The sequence below is a fragment of the Cohnella sp. GbtcB17 genome (assembly GCF_019091135.1).
GTDB lineage: Bacteria > Bacillota > Bacilli > Paenibacillales > Paenibacillaceae > Cohnella.
Genome location: NZ_JAGXJW010000058.1, coordinates 1 through 17,760 on the forward strand (window position 1 = coordinate 1; position 17,760 = coordinate 17,760).

Below are 17,760 nucleotides of genomic sequence, written 5' to 3' on the forward strand. Positions count from 1 at the left end.
CGAGCCCGAGACTTACGTGCACCGTATCGGCCGTACCGGCCGCGCGGGTCTTAGCGGCACCGCCATCTCGCTCTGCGAGGAAGAGGAGCTGCCGTATCTGCGGGATATTCAGAAGCTCATCGGCAAGAAGATCCCCGAGGTCAAGGGGCATCCGTATCCGCTGGGCTCCGCGCCAAGCGAGCCGAAGGAAGAGGGCGAGCGGCAGCGCGGCGGCGGACGCGGGCGCCAAGGTGGCGGGCGTCCGGATGCGGCCGGCGGCAGCTCTGGATCTGGAGCAGGCCGTCAAGGCGCAGCCGGCGGCAGGCAGGAGAGCGGCCGCCAGCCGCGCGGCGAGAGTCGGCCAGGCAGCGGCTCCGGCCGGGGCCAGGCGCCGGCCGGTCAAGCGGGTCGTGGCGGCGCGGCCCCGCAAGGACGCGCGGGCCAGGCGCAGGGCGGCGCGCGCCAGCAGCAGGCGGGACGGCCGCACCAGGGGCCGCGTCCGTTTTCGCTGAAGGCGCAGCCGACGGATACGCGCCGTTCTTAATAGCGCGCGTATCGCAGGGAGCGATTGGCGCGTGATCCCGATAAGGAGCGGCGAGCGGAATTCCGCCGCCTGCTCCAATCGCCTCGGCCGCCCGTATCCTGCACAAGGAGAAAGTGCGTGATACAACGGTCGTCTTAGATGCGCGCGAGTTTACAAGATACCCGCTTCGCGCCCCGTCGCGCCATACGAAGGAATGTTTTGCATGCCCGTTGCGGGCCGCAGGACATTCCTTTTTTGCGCGCGCCGCAATATCGATCGCGTGGCTTCCGCAAGTGTGGTCAGCACAGGCCGAGCCTTGACAAAAAGCCGGATTAGGGATTACGATGCGTCCATCTCCGGCTGCATGACGGGAGCCCGGCCGCGCGGCAGCGCGCGTCGGCGGCGCCGGCATGCCGGCCGGCGCAAACGAGGTGTCGCCGCAAGTGATACGCATCGGCAGAGGGATCGGGCAGTGGACGCTGCGCACCCGCTTTATCGTCGTCCTGCTCCTGCTCGGCGTCGTACCGATGACCGCCATCGGCACGACTGTATACCAGGTTTCGAGGAACATCATCATCACCCAGGCGACGCGCATCCAATCGCAGTCGCTCGAGCGGGAGATCGCCCAGATCGACCGCAAGCTGCTGGCCTTCCAGCAGCTCGCAGGCGCACTGATCCGCGAAGAGGGGATGGCGCGGATGATGGATCCGAACGCTTCCCCCGACAATATCCGCCAGTACCTGAACGAGTGGACCGCATTCAACTCGATGCTGAACAAAAACGTGTTCGTCGAATTCAAGACGACGCCGCTCGTGACGGTCGTCGGCTACAACGGCAAAGCCTTCGTGAACTGGGAGACCGGCGGAGGCGAATCGCTGGCCGACTATTTGAATCGGAGCGCTGCCTTTCAGGACGTGGTGAATGCGGAGGCGAGCCGCGATTTTTACTGGTCTTTTTCCCATCCGGACTTTACCTTCGCTTCGAACGGCGGCGGGATGATCTCGTATGTCGCGAACTACTATTTGCAAGGGACGGACACGTTGCTCGGCAAAATTGTGATCAGCGCGCCGAACTCGGCCTTTTTCTCCGACGCGGGCATTTATCTCATTCATGAGGGCGTGGTTCATGCGCCGGGTGGAGGGGACGCAGCGGCTTTGCCGCAGGAAGTGAGAGCCGCTGCGCGCGGCGCCGATCGGGGAGAGGAGAGCGAAGTGATTCATCCGTCGGGCGGAGCCGATGACACGGTCTATCTGGCGGGGCGCCTGCTCAGCGACACGGTGTATATCAAGCCGGTTCCGTATCGAGCAATGCTGGCCGGACTGGAGCGGGTCAACCGGCTGCTGCTGCTTATTACGGCGGCCGGTGCCGTATTGTCGATTGTCCTCGGCCACCTGTTCATCGGGCGCATCGTCAGACCGGTCAAGCAGCTCGTTAAAATGATGAGGCAGGTGGGCAGCGGAGAGTGGCGGGCGGACGGGGAATGGCGCGGCGACGGAGAGATTCGGGCAGACCCGGAGCTGGGGCTGCTGCAGACGGCATTTCGGCGGATGACGGACGATCTGGGGGAATTGAAGACGCAGATTCAGGAGGAGCAGCGCGAAAAGCTGGAGCTGGAGTTCCAGGCGCTGCTGTCGCAAATTCATCCCCATATGATTAAAAATACGCTGGCGTCCATCGAAGGACTCGCGCTCATGGGGAAGACCGAGCAGATTCGCGACGCGATTCATTCGCTGGGCTACTTTTTGTCATCGCGCATCTATGCAGACCGGCCGCTTATTCCGCTCGAGGAAGAGCTGACAGCGCTCGAGCATTATGTGCGCATTATGCAGATCCGGTACCCGGAGCGGTTCCAGGTCATCGTCGACGTGCCGCCGTCGCTCCGCAAGCAGGCGGTGCCCCGATTTTTGCTCCAGCCGCTGGTTGAGAACAGCATCTATCACGGCATGGATGCCAGTCTTCCGCTGCTTATCTGGGTACAGGCCTACGAGTCGGACGGGACGATCGAGATCGAGGTCACGGACAACGGAAAGGGCAGCGCGGACGTGTCGCCGGAAGAGGACGACGCGCCGACGCGGCAGGACTTGTCCTATTCGGGGCTCGGCCTTGCCAATATCCGCAAGCGGATCCGCATTCATTTCGGCGAAGCGTTCGGTTTGACCTTCGACAGCGAGCCGGGCCGCGGCAGCCGCGTCCTGATCACGCTGCCGGACAGGCCGCTGTAGCATGGGCACGATGAGAAGCTTATTCGACAACGAGGAGAGATCCAGATGATTCGCGTGCTGCTGGTAGAAGACGAATGGCTGGTGCGAGAGGCGCTGCGGCTGCGGGTGCCGTGGGAAAGCCAAGGTTTCGAGGTGATCGAGGAGTCGACGAACGGGGAGGAGGCGCTTGAGCGGTTCGAGGTTCTGAAGCCGGACGTGATTTTCACCGATATTCGCATGCCCGTCATGGACGGACTGACCTTCATTCGCCGCATTCGCGAACTCGCGCCGACGATCCCGATCTGCATCCTGAGCAGCCATACCGACTTCGAGCTCGTGCAGCAGGGCATCCGGCTCGGCGTATTCGAGTATATGGACAAGCTTCGCCTGTCTCCCGAGGAGATCGGCGACTGTCTGCAGCGGCTGCGCCGGGCGGTCGAGGACCGCAGGCAGAACGCCGAGCCGGCGGTACGGCACGAGGACGCGGACGGCGACGCGAAGGAGCCCCGGCTTCAGCCGTTGTCCGCGGTGCTGGAACCGGTTCAATGGGTGACGAAGCAGATGACCGGACAAGATGCGAAAACCCGCTGGACGTGGCATATCGTTCTGGACGCCGGAGCGGAGTCTCAGCTTGATCTTATGTCGGGCGACATGGCTCCGGGGCCTGTCTCTCCAGGCGCAGTTGCGGAGGGGCGTTTGTTCTTGGACGTGGAAAAAAGAATGCACGCGATCCTCGAACACGGAAGCGAGGAGGAGCGGGAGCTGCCGGCGCGCTGCGTCGAAGCGGGCTTGACTGTGCTGGCTAGCTCGCCGATCGAACTGCCGCGGGAGGCGGAGCGAGGCTTGCGGGAAGCGGAGGAGCTTCAGGAGGACTTGTTCTATGCAGGGGCGGGAAGGCAGCTTGCTTATGCCGGCAAGCGCGCTTTTAATCGCCGCGAGGCCGCGCTCGACACGGCGCTCGAGGAGGAGCTCGCTTTTTTGCTTGGCGCGCTGCGCGGCAACGACTTTTTGACTGCGCTCGAGCATGCGATTCGCCAGGCCGACGCGCGCGGCGTGCACCCCAGGCGGCTGGTGCAGGAGCTGTCTTTTTTGCTGGTGAGGCATCTGCCCAAGGAGGTCTGGCATGAAGACAGCATGACCGGCCCCGACTCGTTCATCGGCCGGCTTCAGGCGAGCCGCACGGCCGAGCAGCTCATCGGGGAGACGGCGGCGCTGCTCGTACGCGCGACGGGGGGCAGAACCGGGACCGGAACCGGAACGAGCAGAGAGGTCGATGCGGCGCTGCGCTTCATACGTGAGCACTACGGGGAGAAAATCACGCTGCGGCGTCTGGCGGAGGCGACGCACCTGAACGCCAATTATTTCGCGACGCTGTTCCGCGAGAAGACGGGCGATACGCCGATGTCCTATATTTCGGCCTATCGAATCGAACGCGCCAAGGAGCTGCTGAAGCAGGGCGATCTGTACGTCCAGGATGTCGCAGAGCGGGTAGGCATGCCGAATCTGAGCCACTTCTCGCGGTTGTTTAAGCAGACGACGGGCAAATCGCCGACCGAATATCGCAACGGCTTCCTGAACGGTTGAAGCGATCGGCCGTCGCGGCAAGCCAGGCCTGAAGATTAGCACAATGAAATGAAGACGAGTCAAACGACGCATACAAAACGCTTGCATATGGCGGATCATGTCATTTAACATGACGTGAACGGGCAGATGTAAGCGTATTTTTATGGATTGCAGCACAATAAATCTAAAGCTGATCTAACGACTCGACCGCTTGACGCCCCTATAATCAGTTTTATCAACCGATCTATCCAAACAAACGAATGGGGGAAAGACAACATGTCCAAATGGTACAAAGCGTCGGCAGGGCTCGGCTTGGCCGCCGTCGTCCTGGCAGGCTGCGGTTCGAACGGAAACGACAACGCATCGGGAAGCGCTGGCGCGAGCGGGGCGGCGCCTTCCGCCGAGAAGGCTACGATCAAGTTCATGTTCTGGAGCGATTCGGCCTCGCAGAGCATGTACGAGGAGCTGAAGGCGAAGTTCGAGGAGGAAAACCCGAATATCAAAGTCGACTTCCTGACGAACGACGCCAATACGTACAACGAAAAGCTGACCGTCACGCTCACCGGCGGCGGCGACGTCGACGCCTTTGCCTTCAAGGATATGCCCTCTTACTACAAGCTGGCTTCGACGGGCCGGATTGCCGAGCTCGACGACGAAGTGAGCGCGAACGCCGACGCGTTCAAGTCGGTCAGCCAATACTTCGACAACGTCAAGATCGACGGCAAGCTGTACGGTCTGCCGTTCCGCAACGACGGCTGGGCGGTGTACTACAACAAAAACCTGTTCGATGCGGCGGGCGTGCCATACCCGGACGACGATCTGACCTGGGACGAGTACTTCGAGCTCGCGAAAAAAATGACCAAGGGCGAAGGTCAGGACAAAATTTGGGGCTCGTTCATGCCGAACTGGGCGCAGACGTGGTACGCCGCAGGCGTGCAGCAGGGCGCTTCGCTGTATGCCGACGATCTGTCGCCGTTCCTCAAGGGCCTCGAGGACCGCAAGGCGCTCACGGATTCCGGCGCACAGGCGAGCATCGCCGAGAACACCGCCACCAACGCGCACTATCGCACCGCCTTTTTGACAGGGAAGGTCGCGATGGTATACACCGGCACCTGGTTCCCCGGCATGCTCGAGCAGGACAAGAAGGACGGCAAGCTGAACTTCGAATGGGGCATGACGTACTCGCCGCATCCGGAAGGCGTCGCCAACAAGACGAGCCTGTCGGCGGTCGTCGTCAGCGGCGTGAACAAAAACGCCAAGCATCAGGCGGAAGCGATCAAGTGGATCGGCTTCATCTCGAGCGAGGAAGGCCAGCAGATCGTCGCCAAGTACCAGACGCCGGCCTCGAATGCGGAGACCGTCCGGGAAGTGTTCAAGCAGAACTTCACCAACGACTCGGTCAACCTTGACGCGATCTTTAATCTGATCCCGGTGCCGGAGCGCGAAGTCCGCGCGGGCATCTCGCAGATGGACATCATTCTCGACGAAGAGGGCTCCCGCGCACTGCTCGGCGAGATCACGCCGCAGCAGGCAATCGACAATATCAAGAGCAGGCGCGACAAAGAAATAACGGAATAAGCAAGGAGTGGGTCCAGTGAACGCCAAAACTTTGCAAGCGACCGCGACCCGCGGGGATTCGGCAACGAAGCCGAAGCGGGCGATCAGGCGGTTCCTGACGCCCGAAGCCCGCACGGCCTATCTGTTCATCCTGCCCAACCTGATCGGGTTCGCCGTGTTCATCGCGATTCCCGGGCTGATGGCCTTCGTGCTCGGCTTCATGAAGTGGGACGGCTACAATCCGATGCAGTGGAACGGCATTCGCAACTATACCCGGCTGCTGCAGGACAGCAACTTCAGAATCTCGCTCAGCAACACGCTCGTCTACACGTTCGCCTCGTGCGCGCTGGTCGTCGTCGCGGCGATGCTGCTGGCGATGCTGGTCAACGGCAAGCTGAAGGGCAAGGCCTTTTTCCGGGCCGCCCTTTTCTTCCCGCATATCACGTCGTTCGTGGCGATCGCGGTCGTCTGGCAGGCGATCATGAATCCGTCGCAGGGGCCGCTGAACATGTTCCTCAAAACCTTCACGGACAACCCGCCCGGCTGGCTGACGAGCTCGGACTGGGCACTGTTCAGCTTGATTCTGATCACGGTCTGGAAGATGGCGGGTTACTATATGCTGCTATTTCTGGCGGGCCTTCAGGGCATCTCCTCGGAGTATTACGAGGCGGCGCGGATCGACGGGGCAGGCGCTTTCCGGCAGTTCCGCAGCGTCACGCTGCCGATGCTGTCTCCGGTCACTTTTTTTGTCATCATCACCTGCATCATCAGCCTGTTCAAGTCGTTCGATCTCGTCTACATCATGACCGGCGGCGGACCGGGACGTTCGACCAAGATGCTCGTCTACGATATTTACGCCATGTCGTTCCGCAACGGCGAATTCGGGTACGCCTCGGCTGAAGCGATCGTGCTTTTCCTGATCGTTATGCTCATCACGTACTTGCAGTTTAAGGGGGAAAAACGATGGGTTCACTACTAAGTCGCGGCGCAGCGAGAACGCCGGTCTATGTCGTCGCGCTGATCCTGTCGATCGTCATGATCTTCCCCTTCGTCTGGATGGTCTCCGCGTCGTTCAAGCCCCAGGAGGATGTGTTCGCGTATCCGATCCAGTGGATTCCCAAAGTGTTCAAGCCGGGGAATTACGCGGAACTGTGGACGACGATTCCATTTCCGCTGTACTACTTCAATTCGATCAAGGTGTCGGTGGCGGTCACGCTAGGACAGCTGATCACCTGCTCGCTCGCCGGATACGCGTTTGCGCGTCTGGCCTTTCCGGGCAAAAACAAACTGTTCATCATCTACCTGGCGGCGTTCATGATTCCTTACCAGGTCATTATGATCCCGCAGTACATGGTCGTCCGGTCGCTCGGGCTCGTCGATTCGCACTGGTCCCTGATCTTGCTGGAAAGCTTCAGCGCCTACGGCGTGTTCCTGATGCGCCAGTTTTTCACCGGCATCTCGATGGAGCTGTCCGAGGCGGCGCGCATCGACGGCAGCTCGGAGTTCGGCATTTTCGCCCGCATCATCCTGCCGCTGGCGAAGCCGGGACTGGCGACGCTCGGCATCTTCGTATTCGCTTCGGTGTGGAACGACTTCCAGGCGCCGCTCATCTACCTGTTCAGCGACAAGCTGAAGACGCTGCCGCTCGGCCTGGCTTCGCTTAATGGCGAATTTACGTCAGAGACGCAGCTCATCATGGCAGGCGCGGTTCTGTCGCTCATTCCGGTCGTCGCCGTGTTTTTGTTCCTGCAACGGTATTTCATATCGGGTCTGACGGTCGGCGCGGTGAAGGGCTAGCCCGCCGAGCGCGCTTTGCCAATCAGGTTGACGCAATCGGGAGGGATTCATGGCGATGAAAGCCTTTGGTCGTGTAATCTTGCTATGCGCACTCTTGCTCGAGCTGGCAGCTCCTGCGGGCGGCGTTCGTGCGGTCCATGCGACCGGCGCGGAATATGTGAAAATCAACTATGACGAGGGCTCCGTTCCGAAGAGTGTGTACATGTACGCCGGCACGACCTATACCGGCGCGGTCGGCACCTGGAACATCTCCAACACGCAGACGGATACGGATTACGTGGCGGCGGAGCAGGGACCGGGCAGGGATGCGGGCGATTACAGCCTGCACTTCGTCTCGTCCGCCAAAAACGTCCAGACGGCGCGCAACAACCTCGGCGGAACGACCGGACTGACCGGCAAGGTGGAGCTCGATGCCTCGCTGCGCGTGAGCGGTACGAGCGCCAGGCGGGACATCCAGCTCCGCAGCCTGAACAGCGGGTCGACTTCCGCGACGACCAACGCGAATGTCGTTTCGTTTGCGGATAACGGCTCGATCAACGGCGCGGACGGCCAGCCGCTCGCCCCCTACGCGGTCGACACGTGGTACGACTTCAAGCTGCTGGTGGACAACGCGAATGGAAACGTCGATTACTTCGTGAACGGAGCGTACCTCGGTCAGCGCACGCTGCCTGCAGGCTGGTCCAACGTTCGGCACCTGTACCTGCTTCAGACGTTCAAGAGCGGGCAAGTCAACCACCTGTACGTCGACAACGTTCTGCTGAAAGATTATGTGCCGGTCTCCGGCGTATCGGTGCCGGCCCAATCGCTGGAGCTGCCCGTCGGGGATAGCGCCGCGCTTGCCGCCTCCGCGCTGCCGGCCGACGCGTCCGATGCCCGGCTCACTTGGAGCAGCAGCGATCCTGACGTCGCAGCCGTAGCGGACGGCCGCGTAACCGGCGTCGCCGCGGGGCAGGCGGAGCTGACCGTCGTTGCCGCGGACGGCGGCTTCAAGCAGACGGTGACCGTCAACGTGAAGCCGCATATCGCGGTTCAATCCGTGAAGCTGCCGGCGACGCTGACGCTGGCCGAGACGGCGTCGCAGGTCATCGAGCCGGTATTCGCGCCGGTCGATACGACGGAAAAAGCGCTGACCTGGAGCTCCGACGCGCCTGAAGTGGCTGCGGTCGACGCTGCCGGCAACGTGACTGCCGTATCCGCGGGAACGGCGCATGTGACGGCGACGTCCGTCTCGAATCCGTCGCTGTCCGGCACGACGGAGGTCACCGTCACCGCCGAGGTCAAGGTCGACGGCGTCGAGATTCTCCCGCATCCGGCCGAACTGATGCTGGACGATACGCTGCAGCTCGGCGCTCGGGTGCTGCCCGAGGACGCTACGAATCCGGACGTAAGCTGGTCGTCCAGCGATCAGTCGGTTCTGACTGTGGACGCCGCCGGCCTGGCGACGGCCAGGTCGGAAGGGACGGCGACGATCATTGCGGCTGCCGGCGGCAAGTCGGCGACGGCCGACATTCGGGTACGCGCGCCGGCGCTGTCGGATCCCGAGGCTTACGACAAGCTGCGGATCCGCTGGAGAGAGACGCTGACCGGCAAAAACACCCTCGATACGAGCGATCCGACTGTCAAAGGCATATTGGGGGCGAATGCCCAGGCTGCGTGGGAATACTGGTCGGGCATGGCGCTGTCGGGCAGCGGAGGCACGCTTTGGTCCGATCTCCCGGCTTCGCCGACGGACTCGACGTTTATCAACACGCACTACACCAGGCTTAAAACGATGGCTCTGGCCTACGCCACGCCGGGCACGTCGCTGTACCGGGATGCGCAGCTGGGCGACGATATCGTCGCGGCGTTGGACTGGCTCCAATCGCATCTGTACACGCCGACCTCCGCGCAGTACGGCAACTGGTGGAACTGGCAGATCGGCGTTCCGAACCGGCTGACGGACATTCTGATTCTCATGTACGACGAGCTGACCCCGACGCAGATCAAGGCAGCAGCGGCGAGCATCGATCGTCATATCGGAGATATCGCGTCCCCTTCGTTCACGCAGACGGGCGCCAACCGATCGGACATCATGCTGATCGAAGTGCGGCTCGGCCTGCTTGAGCACAATTACAAGCGCCTTATGCAGGCGCGGGACGGCATGACGCCGCTTTTTGAATACGTGACATCCGGCGACGGCTTCTACGAAGACGGCTCCTACGTGCAGCACACCACGATCGCCTATACCGGCAGCTACGGCGAGGTGCTGATCCAGGGACTGGGCAACTTGATGCTGCTGCTTAACGGCAGTGACTGGCAGCCCGTGGCGCCCGAAGCCGGCCGCATCTACGAGTGGATCGACAAGGGCTTCGCGCCGATCCTGTACAAAGGGCAAGCGATCGATATGACGCGGGGCAGAGCGATCGTGCGTCCGGCCGGCGACGCCTACTATTCGGCGCGCAATATTTTGACCGGGATCGCCCGCATCGCGCAGACGGCTCCGGCCTCGCAGGCCGAAGCGCTCAAGGCGCTGGTCAAAGGCGAGTTCGCCTACCAGCTGCAGCGGGGCGTGTCGTACTATCGGCTGCCGCTGGATTTGGCCGACACCGTCAAGGACTGGATGAACGACGCATCGATCCCTGTGGCAGAGGAGCTGCCGGCCCACTATGAGCTGAACGGGATGGCGAGAAGCATTCACCAAGGGGCGGACTATTTGTTCGGCGTCAGCAAAAGCTCCAAGCGAATCGCCACCTACGAGCTGACGAACGGGGAAAATCCGAAGGGCTGGTACACCGGCGACGGCATGACGTATTTGTACAACAGCGACCTGTCCCAATACGCGGACAGCTTCTGGGCGACCGTCGATTGGAAGCGCCTGCCTGGGACGACGGTCGCGGTTCGCGACAGACGGACCGCCGACTATCAGAACGGGGACGGCGAGACGACGCCCGCCAATTCGTGGGCCGGCGGCGCGACGCTGGGCAGCTACGGCGTCACCGGCATGAATCTGATGCAGACGGGCACTTCGCTGAACGCGTACAAGTCCTGGTTCGCCTTCGACGACGAGATTGCGGCGCTTGGAGCGGGCATCTCCAGCGCGGATTCGCTGCCTGTGGAGACAATCGTCGAGCAGCGCAAGCTGAAAAGCGACAACAGCAACGCATTTTCCGTCGACGGTGAGGCATTGGACGGCACCTTCGCCGATCGCGTTATCGAAGACGCCCGTTGGGCGCATCTGGACGGCAATGTGGAAGTAGGCTCCGACATCGGCTACGTGTTCCCGGGGAACGAGCCGCTGATCGTGTCGCGTCAGCTGCAGGAGGGGCGCTGGTCGGACATTACGCTGGCCAATCCGCCATCCGCGACCGTGCCGACCGAGCTGCTGTCCGATTACTATATGACGATGCGGGTGCCGCACGGCACGAATCCGGCCGGCGAAGCCTATGAGTATGTGGTACTGCCCGGCGCATCCGAAGAGCGGACGGCGGCGTATGCCGATACGCCGGATGTGAGCGTCATTGCCAACAACGCGTCCGTGCAGGCCGTACAGGAAAACAAGTTGAATGTGACAGGCTTCAACTTTTGGCGGGACGAGGCCGCGACGGCCGGGGAGTTGACGGCGGACCGCAAGGCATCGGTTATGCTCCGGGTGGACGAATCCGTGGGAACGGCGGAATTGGCCGTGGCAGATCCGACGCTTGAAAATACGGGCTTCATTCAACTCGAGCTGGACCGCAGCGCGGCCGGGCTGATCGCCAAGGATGACCGGATCGAGGTGCTGCAGCTGTCTCCGACCGTGAAGCTGAAGGCGAACGTGAAGGATACGCTCGGCAGATCGCTCACGATCTCGCTGCGGTTGGAGGGCGCGGACTCCGGAGAGCCGATACCGACACCGACGCCGTCCGAAGAGCCGACACCAACACCGACACTGACGCCGACGCCGACGCCGTCCGGGGAGCCGACATCGCCACCTGCGACGTCGGAATCGCCAACGCCGACACCGTCGGCGGAACCGACCCCTGCGCCGGGCGATCCGCTTTTCCGATCCGGCGCCAAGATCAGCGACGCCATCAAGGCCCGGATTGTCGATATCCCTGGAAACCCGCCTGCGGCGACGCCGACGGACGTAACGGGACATTGGGCTGAAAAGACGATCCATACGTTGATGAAGCTCCAGGTCGTTCAAGGCTACGCGGACGGCAGCGCGAAGCCCGACCAAGCCGTCACCCGCGCCGAGTTCCTGTCGATGCTGTCGCGCGTCATCGACATCGGCGTGGATGCGGCTCAAGGCGTCGAACTGCACGACGTCGGCGGGCACTGGGCGCAAGCGGCCATAACGAAGTTCGCTGCAGACGGAATCATCGGAGGCTACGGCGACGGCACGTTCCGGCCGGATCGGCCGATATCGCGCGAGGAGATCGTTGCCGTTCTCTCGCGGATCGTCGACCTGAAGGCTGCGGCGCAAGGCGGCGGAGCCGAAGATAGCACTTCGGCGAAAGCGTTCGCGGACGTCGGACGCTCGTACGCCGCAGCCGCCATAGGCGATGCCGCCAAAGCCGGTATCGTCGGCGGCAGAGGCGGCGGCAGGTTCGAGCCGTCCGCAAGCGCCACGCGGGCCGAGGCGTTCACGGTCATTCTCCGCCTCCTGCGTCTGAATCCCGAGCTGCAAAAGCTGTTGGTGACGCTGTAATCGCAGATGAACCGGCATGTCTGAAGACAGGTTGGCGAAAGAGCGGACGTTCTTCCTGACGGGGAGGAACGTCCGCTTCTTTCATATTCGTCGCTCGCTGCCGATAAAGAGAACAGATCGGGACAGAGGAGACATGGAAGATGAAAAAAGGCTGGTTGTGGTTCATGATGGCGTTCATCGCGCTCGCGGCAGCTTTGCCGCCTGCGGGGCCGGACTTCCGGGCGAGCGCGACGCCAATCGCGCCGGCCAAAGGCTTGATTTACGCGGACGCTCAAGGAAGATCTTATGTTACGCTCCGTTCGCTGGACGGATTCGCGGACGGCCGGCTGACGACGGAAGAGGGAGGACGCACCGTCATTTTGACGGTTGGCGGAAACGCGCTCTCTTTGTCGTCCGGCCTCGCGGCCGCGACCCTGAACGGCGCTTCTCTGACGCTAAAGGCAGCACCGTTTAACAAAGGAGGCAGCCTGTACGTTCCGCTGTCTGCGTTAACCTCGGCGTTCGGATGGACGGTTCGCTGGGAGCGCGATCCGGATGCGGCGCAGCTCGTCGCGCAGGACGGCGCTTCGCTGCGGCTGCCGGTCGCAAGAGGGAAGCATCCGGCGGATATGAAGCCGATCGAGCAAGCGGCGAAGCGCTTCAAGATCGGGGGCAAAAGCTTCGCGGCGCAGGTGGTCACCGTCTCGCTGCTGCATCCGGACGTACGCCTGGATACCGTGCTCGCCGGAGACCGGATCGGCAAGGTCGAGGAGCTGGGCAGCATGGCGAAACGAACGAAAGCGAAAGTCGCGATCAACGGCACTTTTTTCGACGCCTATACGGATAGCGACTACAAAGCGCCGTATGGCTATATCGCGGGGAGCGGCAAGCTGAAGAAGAACAGCTCGGGAGACAAGCGGGCGACCTTCCTGTACGACGCCGATCAACTGGCGGAGATCGTCCCCGGTCTCTCGTTCATGGACCGCTTCAACCAAGGTGCCGTCGAAGGCGCCGTGCAAGTAGGACCGCGGCTCGTCGCGAACGGCAAAGTCGCGCTCGATATCGTCGGCGAAGGCTTCAAGGATCCGAAAATATTGACGAACGGCGGGGCGCGCAGCGCGCTCGGCATCACGCGCGATCATCGGCTGATCCTGCTCACGACGAGCGGCGCGACGATTCCCCAGCTGGCGGAGATCATGAAGCAGGCCGGCGCCTGGCAGGCGATGAACCTCGACGGCGGCGCTTCGAGCGGACTTTGGATGAACGGGAAATACTTGACGAAGCCGGGGCGATTGCTGAGCAACGCGCTTGTGGTGCGAGTCGGCTGAACGCCAAAAAAAGCAGGCATGATCTTCCGTCAGGGGAGGTCATGCCTGTTTTGCTAGGGGGTTAAGCCGCCGCCTTCGCTCTAGCCTTAGAGGCACCCGCCGGGCTCGGCGCTGCGATGCGAAAAACGGTGAGCGCGACGATCAGGCCCGCGGTCGCGATATAGGTCCATTTCATCCAGGGCTTGCCGGAGTCGGTGCCGAGGAACACGCCGTGGACGAGGCCCATGAAGAAGCCCGGGAACGCGAGAAAGTGGATGGCGCGCCAGGTTTTTTTGCCGAGCCGCTTCATCATGTCCGACGAAGCGATCAGGATGAGCGCGATATAGAAGCTGAGCGTGCCGAGTCCCGTCAAGTAAGGATGCGTGCGGGCGGCAAAAGGGATGAGCAACTCCATCGGGCTGTAGCCGACGTACTTGTCGAACAGCAGCACCGCTCCGTGCAAGGCGCCGAACAAGAAGCCGAACCAGCCGGCGGACTGGTGGAGGAAGAGCACGCCGGCGCGGGTTTTCAGCCCGAACCGCTTGAGACTCGTCAAAATGCCGGCGCCCGTCGACAAGAACAGCAGCAAGTAACACGTGATGCCGGCCGCGCGGGTCGTCGCCCACACGGTCAGCCAATCAGCCAATCCGTTCATCGCTCGCACGCTCCTCTACTACATGCATATCAAGATCGCCGCCATAGACGATCGAGCCGTCGTACCGAACGCCGATCATCGCGCAGCGGGGATTCGTCTGCTCAAGCCAGGCCGGGCCTTGGTCGGCGCCCAGCAGCAGCGCGCATTTGGCGTATACTTCGGCCATGACCCCGTCCGGCGCGATCACGGTCGCCTGCGCCAGATCGGTGCGCGCCGAATCGCCCGTGCGCGGATCGACGATATGATGGCGCACGCTGCCGCCAGGGTCCAGCCAGCGCCGCTTGACCGCGCTGCTGGTCGCGATGCCGGCGCCTCTGCGCAGCGCGAGGCTCGCCGCGTCCCGCTCCGGACGCCAGGGATCCGCGATCCCGATCCGCCAGCCGTCCGGCGGGCAGCCCCAGAGGACCAGGTCGCCTCCCGCGCCAATCGCGCCTGTCCGCACGCCGTCCTGCCGGGCCAGCTTCGCCAGGTGGCGGGCCGTCCAGCCCTTGGCGATGCCGCCGAGATCGACGGCGACGTCCGCTTGAAGCCGGATCGCGCGGCTGACCGGGTCAAGCTCGGCGGCAGAGGAGCGGTCGCGTATATCCGTCATCCCAACCCCGTCCCCATCCCCGTGCGCATTGTCTTCCGCTGCCGTATCGGCAGCGCTGCTCGCGAAGCCGCCTGTTCTATCGGCAGCGCTGCCCGAGCTGCCGTCCGTTTCATCGGCACGGCTCAGCCGCTCGAAGCTTTGGCCGTACCCGAGCCGCTCCATCGTCTTGCCCAAGTAGGGGCTGAACAGTCCGCCGGTCTCGCGATGGTAGCGATCCGCTTCGGCGAGCACCTGGTAGAGCAGCGGCGTCGCCAAAAACGAGCCGCCCGCCGCGCAGTTCAGCTTCGACAGCTCGCTGTCCGGCAGGAAACGGCTCAGCTGCGCTTCGGCGAACGCGAACCAGCTTCTCGCTTGCGCGCGCCAGCGGACAGGCAAGCCCTGGGTGGCTATCGTCGTATTCATCGCCTCGAAGCTATCGTTTTCCATTTTCGCCGCCTCCTTGCGTTTAACGATGCGCGTCAAGATGCGTGGGTCCGCATGCTGCCTTGGCCTCCCGACGGAATCTGACTCTCGGTGCCGCCGTCGTCCGATCCCATGCCGCCGAAGCCGCCTCCGCCGCGGCGTCCGAAGCCGCCCGTACGGTCTTCGTCCGTCTGGCTTTGCCACTGGTCGGTGATCGGATCGTCGCCTTGCGCGATAGAGCTGCCCGACTGATCGATCGTCGGGGTCGACTTCGTCTCCCCGTTAGCCGATATCAATCCGACGAAGCCTGTAAATACGGCGACGCCCGACAGTCCGACGATCCATTTGATCCACTTTTGCTGGGCCATAAGCGCCCTCCTTTTTTATAAAAAACATGCAGGCTTGACCGTTGATAAAACCCATTATGCGCCGGCAACCTTAAACGCCATTTAAACGAGACTGAATGTTGGCTGAATATGCATGGTTCGCAACGCGCGAGGCTTCCATTACAATAGAAGAATCACGAGGGAACGGGTGAAACGGAAATGGCAGACGCAGCGAACGCGTGGGCGCCGCTTGGCGTGGAGGAGATCCGACGGTTGTTCGGAGACTGGCAGGGGGAGTGGGGTATCGCGGGCGGGTGGGCGCTGGATCTGCATCTGGGCGGACAGTCCCGTCCGCATGACGATATCGACGTGCTGCTGCCGCTCGCGGATTACGCTTCTGTCTATGCGCGGCTGGCCGCGGATTGGGAGCTTCACTTGGCGGAAAAGGGAAGTCTGACCCGGCTTGGCCCAGGGGATCGGCTGACGGAGGAGACCGACATTTGGGTCCGGCGCGATTCGGCGTCGCCGTGGGCGTTTCAGCTCATGCTGGTCGACCTCGCGGACGGCTGGTGGACGTATCGGAGAGCGCGATCGGTTCGCAGGCCGGCGGCGGAGCTGTTTGCCCGGACGAACGACGGGATTCCGTACCTTAGACCCGAGATTCAGCTGCTGTATAAGGGCGGGAGCGTCCCGATCCGGGAAAAGGATGAAAAGGACTTGAACGCGGTGCTCCCGAGCCTGGACGAGACGGAGCGCGATTGGCTGCGGGATGCGCTGCGCGCGCAATTTCCGCGGGGGCACGATTGGCTGGATCGGCTGGAGGGAGCCGGGCGACGGCAAGCTGGCGGCACGACCCGCCCCTATCTGAAGCTCATCCAGCGGGCGGGCGAGGCGGACGGTGTCACGTTCGAGACGATCACGCCGAATCTCACGTACCGCGCGCGCAAAGGCGCGGCGAGCTTCCTGATGACGGACGCGGAGCTCGGCCTCAATCCGAGCTCCGCGTCGGCGCTCGCGCTGAGCAAATCCGCCGCGTCCGATGCGCTGCGGGCGGCCGGCGTGCCGGGCGTCGAGCATCTCTTCCTGCCGCATCCGGGCCACCGGTTCGGCGTCGGCGCCGAAGCATTCTCGCGCGCCGAAGCCGCGTTCGCGCGGTTCGGCGGCGACGCGGTCGTGAAGCCGGACGACGGCGCACAGGGGCGGCATGTGTACCGCGTCACCAGCCGGGAATCGCTGCGGGAGGCGCTGGGCGCCGTTTTCGCAATCGAGCGGCATGCGGCGATCTCGCCTTATCGGGAGGCGGAGCTCGAGTACCGGATCGTCGTGCTGGACGGCGAAGCCCGCATCTGGGTGGGCAAGCGGCGAGCCGGGTCCTGGAAACACAATCTCGCGGAGGGCGCGCGATCCGTCGAGGTGCCCGCCGCCGACCGCAAGCGGCTGTCGCCGCTCGCCGTGCGCGCTGCCGCGGCGCTGGACATGGCCTTCTGCTCCGTCGACATTCTCGATACCGCGCTGCATGGGCCGCTCGTCATCGAGCTCAACCACAAGGTGATGCTCGGCGACCACTACAGGCAGCACCCGGAGACGGAAGCGGAGCTGTCCGCGCTTTACAGGGATGCGATCGCTTTGCGCTTCAAGCGGCTGTGAGCGGAACGTTTAAGATCGAGAAAGGCCGTCTGCTTCCGATGAATCATCGGAGCAGGCGGCCTTTGCGCGTCTTGCTATAAGATTTATTGGAAGCTTCTGTTCATGCCGCTCATCGGCGAGAAGTGCTGCTGTTGCTGCTGCTGCGGGAACGTATTGAACCCGCCGAACTGCGTGTGGGACGGCTGGGATTGCATCGCCGATTGCTGCGACATTTGCATATTGACCGTTTGTTCCAGTTGACGGCAGATTTGACCGACCTGCTGCAGCTGCTGAATCGCTGTCTGGTGGCCGTGCAGCGCTTGCTGGATCATTTGCGCCGCTTTGTGCTCGCGTTGAGCCAGCTCTTCGAGGCGCGAAGCGTTTTGCTGCTCCTGCTGCTGCATTTGTTGATACATTTGGCTGGCTTGCTGCGTTTGGTTCACGAGCTGTTGGATCAGGTGCTCGCATTGGTTGATTTGGCTGGACAGGTTGAAGTTGTTCATGGCGGCAATTCCTCCCGGACTTGTAATGGTGAGCCGTGGATTAGCATGGCTTCGGATTTTTCGGATTATGCGCGAAAAGCA

At 62.7% G+C, this 17,760-nt stretch carries 12 protein-coding genes and 1 pseudogene; 9 read left to right on the forward strand and 4 right to left on the reverse strand.

Annotation, left to right across the window (positions count from 1 at the left end):
- From KVT38_RS34990 to KVT38_RS26385, 8 genes and pseudogenes are all read left to right on the forward strand, one after another.
- Positions 1–523, forward strand: a pseudogene (locus KVT38_RS34990) (DEAD/DEAH box helicase); the annotation flags it as partial.
- 389 nt (positions 524–912) lie between these two features.
- Positions 913–2,724 (forward strand): sensor histidine kinase, encoded by a 1,812-nt coding sequence (locus KVT38_RS26355; RefSeq protein ID WP_217596733.1) that lies wholly within the window; start codon positions 913–915, stop codon positions 2,722–2,724.
- Positions 2,725–2,769: 45 nt separating this feature from the next.
- Entirely contained in the window at positions 2,770–4,287 is a 1,518-nt protein-coding gene (locus tag KVT38_RS26360; protein ID WP_217596734.1) for a response regulator, read from the forward strand.
- 255 nt (positions 4,288–4,542) lie between these two features.
- Complete coding sequence (locus KVT38_RS26365) at positions 4,543–5,844, forward strand: ABC transporter substrate-binding protein (RefSeq protein ID WP_217596735.1); 1,302 nt, start codon at positions 4,543–4,545, stop codon at positions 5,842–5,844.
- A 16-nt stretch (positions 5,845–5,860) separates the two neighbouring features.
- On the forward strand, positions 5,861–6,802 hold the full coding sequence (locus KVT38_RS26370) for a carbohydrate ABC transporter permease (RefSeq protein WP_368859163.1): 942 nt from the start codon (positions 5,861–5,863) through the stop codon (positions 6,800–6,802).
- Entirely contained in the window at positions 6,787–7,620 is an 834-nt protein-coding gene (locus KVT38_RS26375) for a carbohydrate ABC transporter permease (RefSeq protein WP_217596736.1), read from the forward strand. Before KVT38_RS26370 ends, KVT38_RS26375 begins: the two co-directional genes overlap by 16 nt.
- Positions 7,621–7,669: 49 nt before the next feature.
- Positions 7,670–12,289, forward strand: a complete 4,620-nt coding sequence (locus tag KVT38_RS26380) for a polysaccharide lyase family 8 super-sandwich domain-containing protein (RefSeq protein WP_217596737.1) — start codon at positions 7,670–7,672, stop codon at positions 12,287–12,289.
- A 140-nt stretch (positions 12,290–12,429) separates the two neighbouring features.
- Entirely contained in the window at positions 12,430–13,596 is a 1,167-nt protein-coding gene (locus KVT38_RS26385; protein ID WP_217596738.1) for a phosphodiester glycosidase family protein, read from the forward strand.
- A 61-nt stretch (positions 13,597–13,657) separates the two neighbouring features.
- On the opposite strand, the gene KVT38_RS26390 is transcribed toward KVT38_RS26385, so the two are convergent.
- The 3 genes from KVT38_RS26390 to KVT38_RS26400 are packed head-to-tail and all read right to left on the reverse strand — an operon-like array spanning position 13,658 to position 15,592.
- The gene (locus KVT38_RS26390; protein WP_217596739.1) at positions 13,658–14,230 is read right to left on the reverse strand and encodes a ferric reductase-like transmembrane domain-containing protein; all 573 of its coding nucleotides are present in this window, start codon (positions 14,228–14,230) and stop codon (positions 13,658–13,660) included.
- A complete protein-coding gene (locus tag KVT38_RS26395) occupies positions 14,214–15,248 on the reverse strand; it encodes an FAD:protein FMN transferase (protein ID WP_217596740.1) in 1,035 nt (344 codons plus the stop codon). Before KVT38_RS26395 ends, KVT38_RS26390 begins: the two co-directional genes overlap by 17 nt.
- Before the next feature lie 32 nt (positions 15,249–15,280).
- The gene (locus KVT38_RS26400; protein WP_217596741.1) at positions 15,281–15,592 is read right to left on the reverse strand and encodes a hypothetical protein; all 312 of its coding nucleotides are present in this window, start codon (positions 15,590–15,592) and stop codon (positions 15,281–15,283) included.
- A gap of 177 nt (positions 15,593–15,769) precedes the next feature.
- Here KVT38_RS26400 and KVT38_RS26405 point away from each other — a divergent pair, with 177 nt between their 5' ends.
- Positions 15,770–17,197, forward strand: a complete 1,428-nt coding sequence (locus tag KVT38_RS26405; RefSeq protein WP_217596742.1) for an ATP-grasp domain-containing protein — start codon at positions 15,770–15,772, stop codon at positions 17,195–17,197.
- An 83-nt stretch (positions 17,198–17,280) separates the two neighbouring features.
- Here the strand turns inward: KVT38_RS26405 and KVT38_RS26410 are convergent, their stop codons facing one another.
- Positions 17,281–17,679: a hypothetical protein gene (locus KVT38_RS26410; protein ID WP_217596743.1), complete on the reverse strand. Its 399-nt coding sequence runs from the start codon at positions 17,677–17,679 to the stop codon at positions 17,281–17,283.
- Between the last annotated feature and the right edge of the window lie 81 nt (positions 17,680–17,760).

Bases quoted from the DNA above. Each gene is read 5' to 3' on its own strand.
- KVT38_RS26390 (WP_217596739.1), bottom strand. From the start codon at position 14,230: ATGAACGGATTGGCTGATTGGCTGACCGTGTGGGCGACGACCCGCGCG.
- KVT38_RS26410 (WP_217596743.1), bottom strand. From the start codon at position 17,679: ATGAACAACTTCAACCTGTCCAGCCAAATCAACCAATGCGAGCACCTG.
- KVT38_RS26375 (WP_217596736.1), top strand. From the start codon at position 6,787: ATGGGTTCACTACTAAGTCGCGGCGCAGCGAGAACGCCGGTCTATGTC.
- KVT38_RS26360 (WP_217596734.1), top strand. From the start codon at position 2,770: ATGATTCGCGTGCTGCTGGTAGAAGACGAATGGCTGGTGCGAGAGGCG.
- KVT38_RS26355 (WP_217596733.1), top strand. From the start codon at position 913: ATGCCGGCCGGCGCAAACGAGGTGTCGCCGCAAGTGATACGCATCGGC.
- KVT38_RS26385 (WP_217596738.1), top strand. From the start codon at position 12,430: ATGAAAAAAGGCTGGTTGTGGTTCATGATGGCGTTCATCGCGCTCGCG.
- KVT38_RS26400 (WP_217596741.1), bottom strand. From the start codon at position 15,592: ATGGCCCAGCAAAAGTGGATCAAATGGATCGTCGGACTGTCGGGCGTC.
- KVT38_RS26380 (WP_217596737.1), top strand. From the start codon at position 7,670: ATGGCGATGAAAGCCTTTGGTCGTGTAATCTTGCTATGCGCACTCTTG.
- KVT38_RS26365 (WP_217596735.1), top strand. From the start codon at position 4,543: ATGTCCAAATGGTACAAAGCGTCGGCAGGGCTCGGCTTGGCCGCCGTC.
- KVT38_RS26405 (WP_217596742.1), top strand. From the start codon at position 15,770: ATGGCAGACGCAGCGAACGCGTGGGCGCCGCTTGGCGTGGAGGAGATC.
- KVT38_RS26395 (WP_217596740.1), bottom strand. From the start codon at position 15,248: ATGGAAAACGATAGCTTCGAGGCGATGAATACGACGATAGCCACCCAG.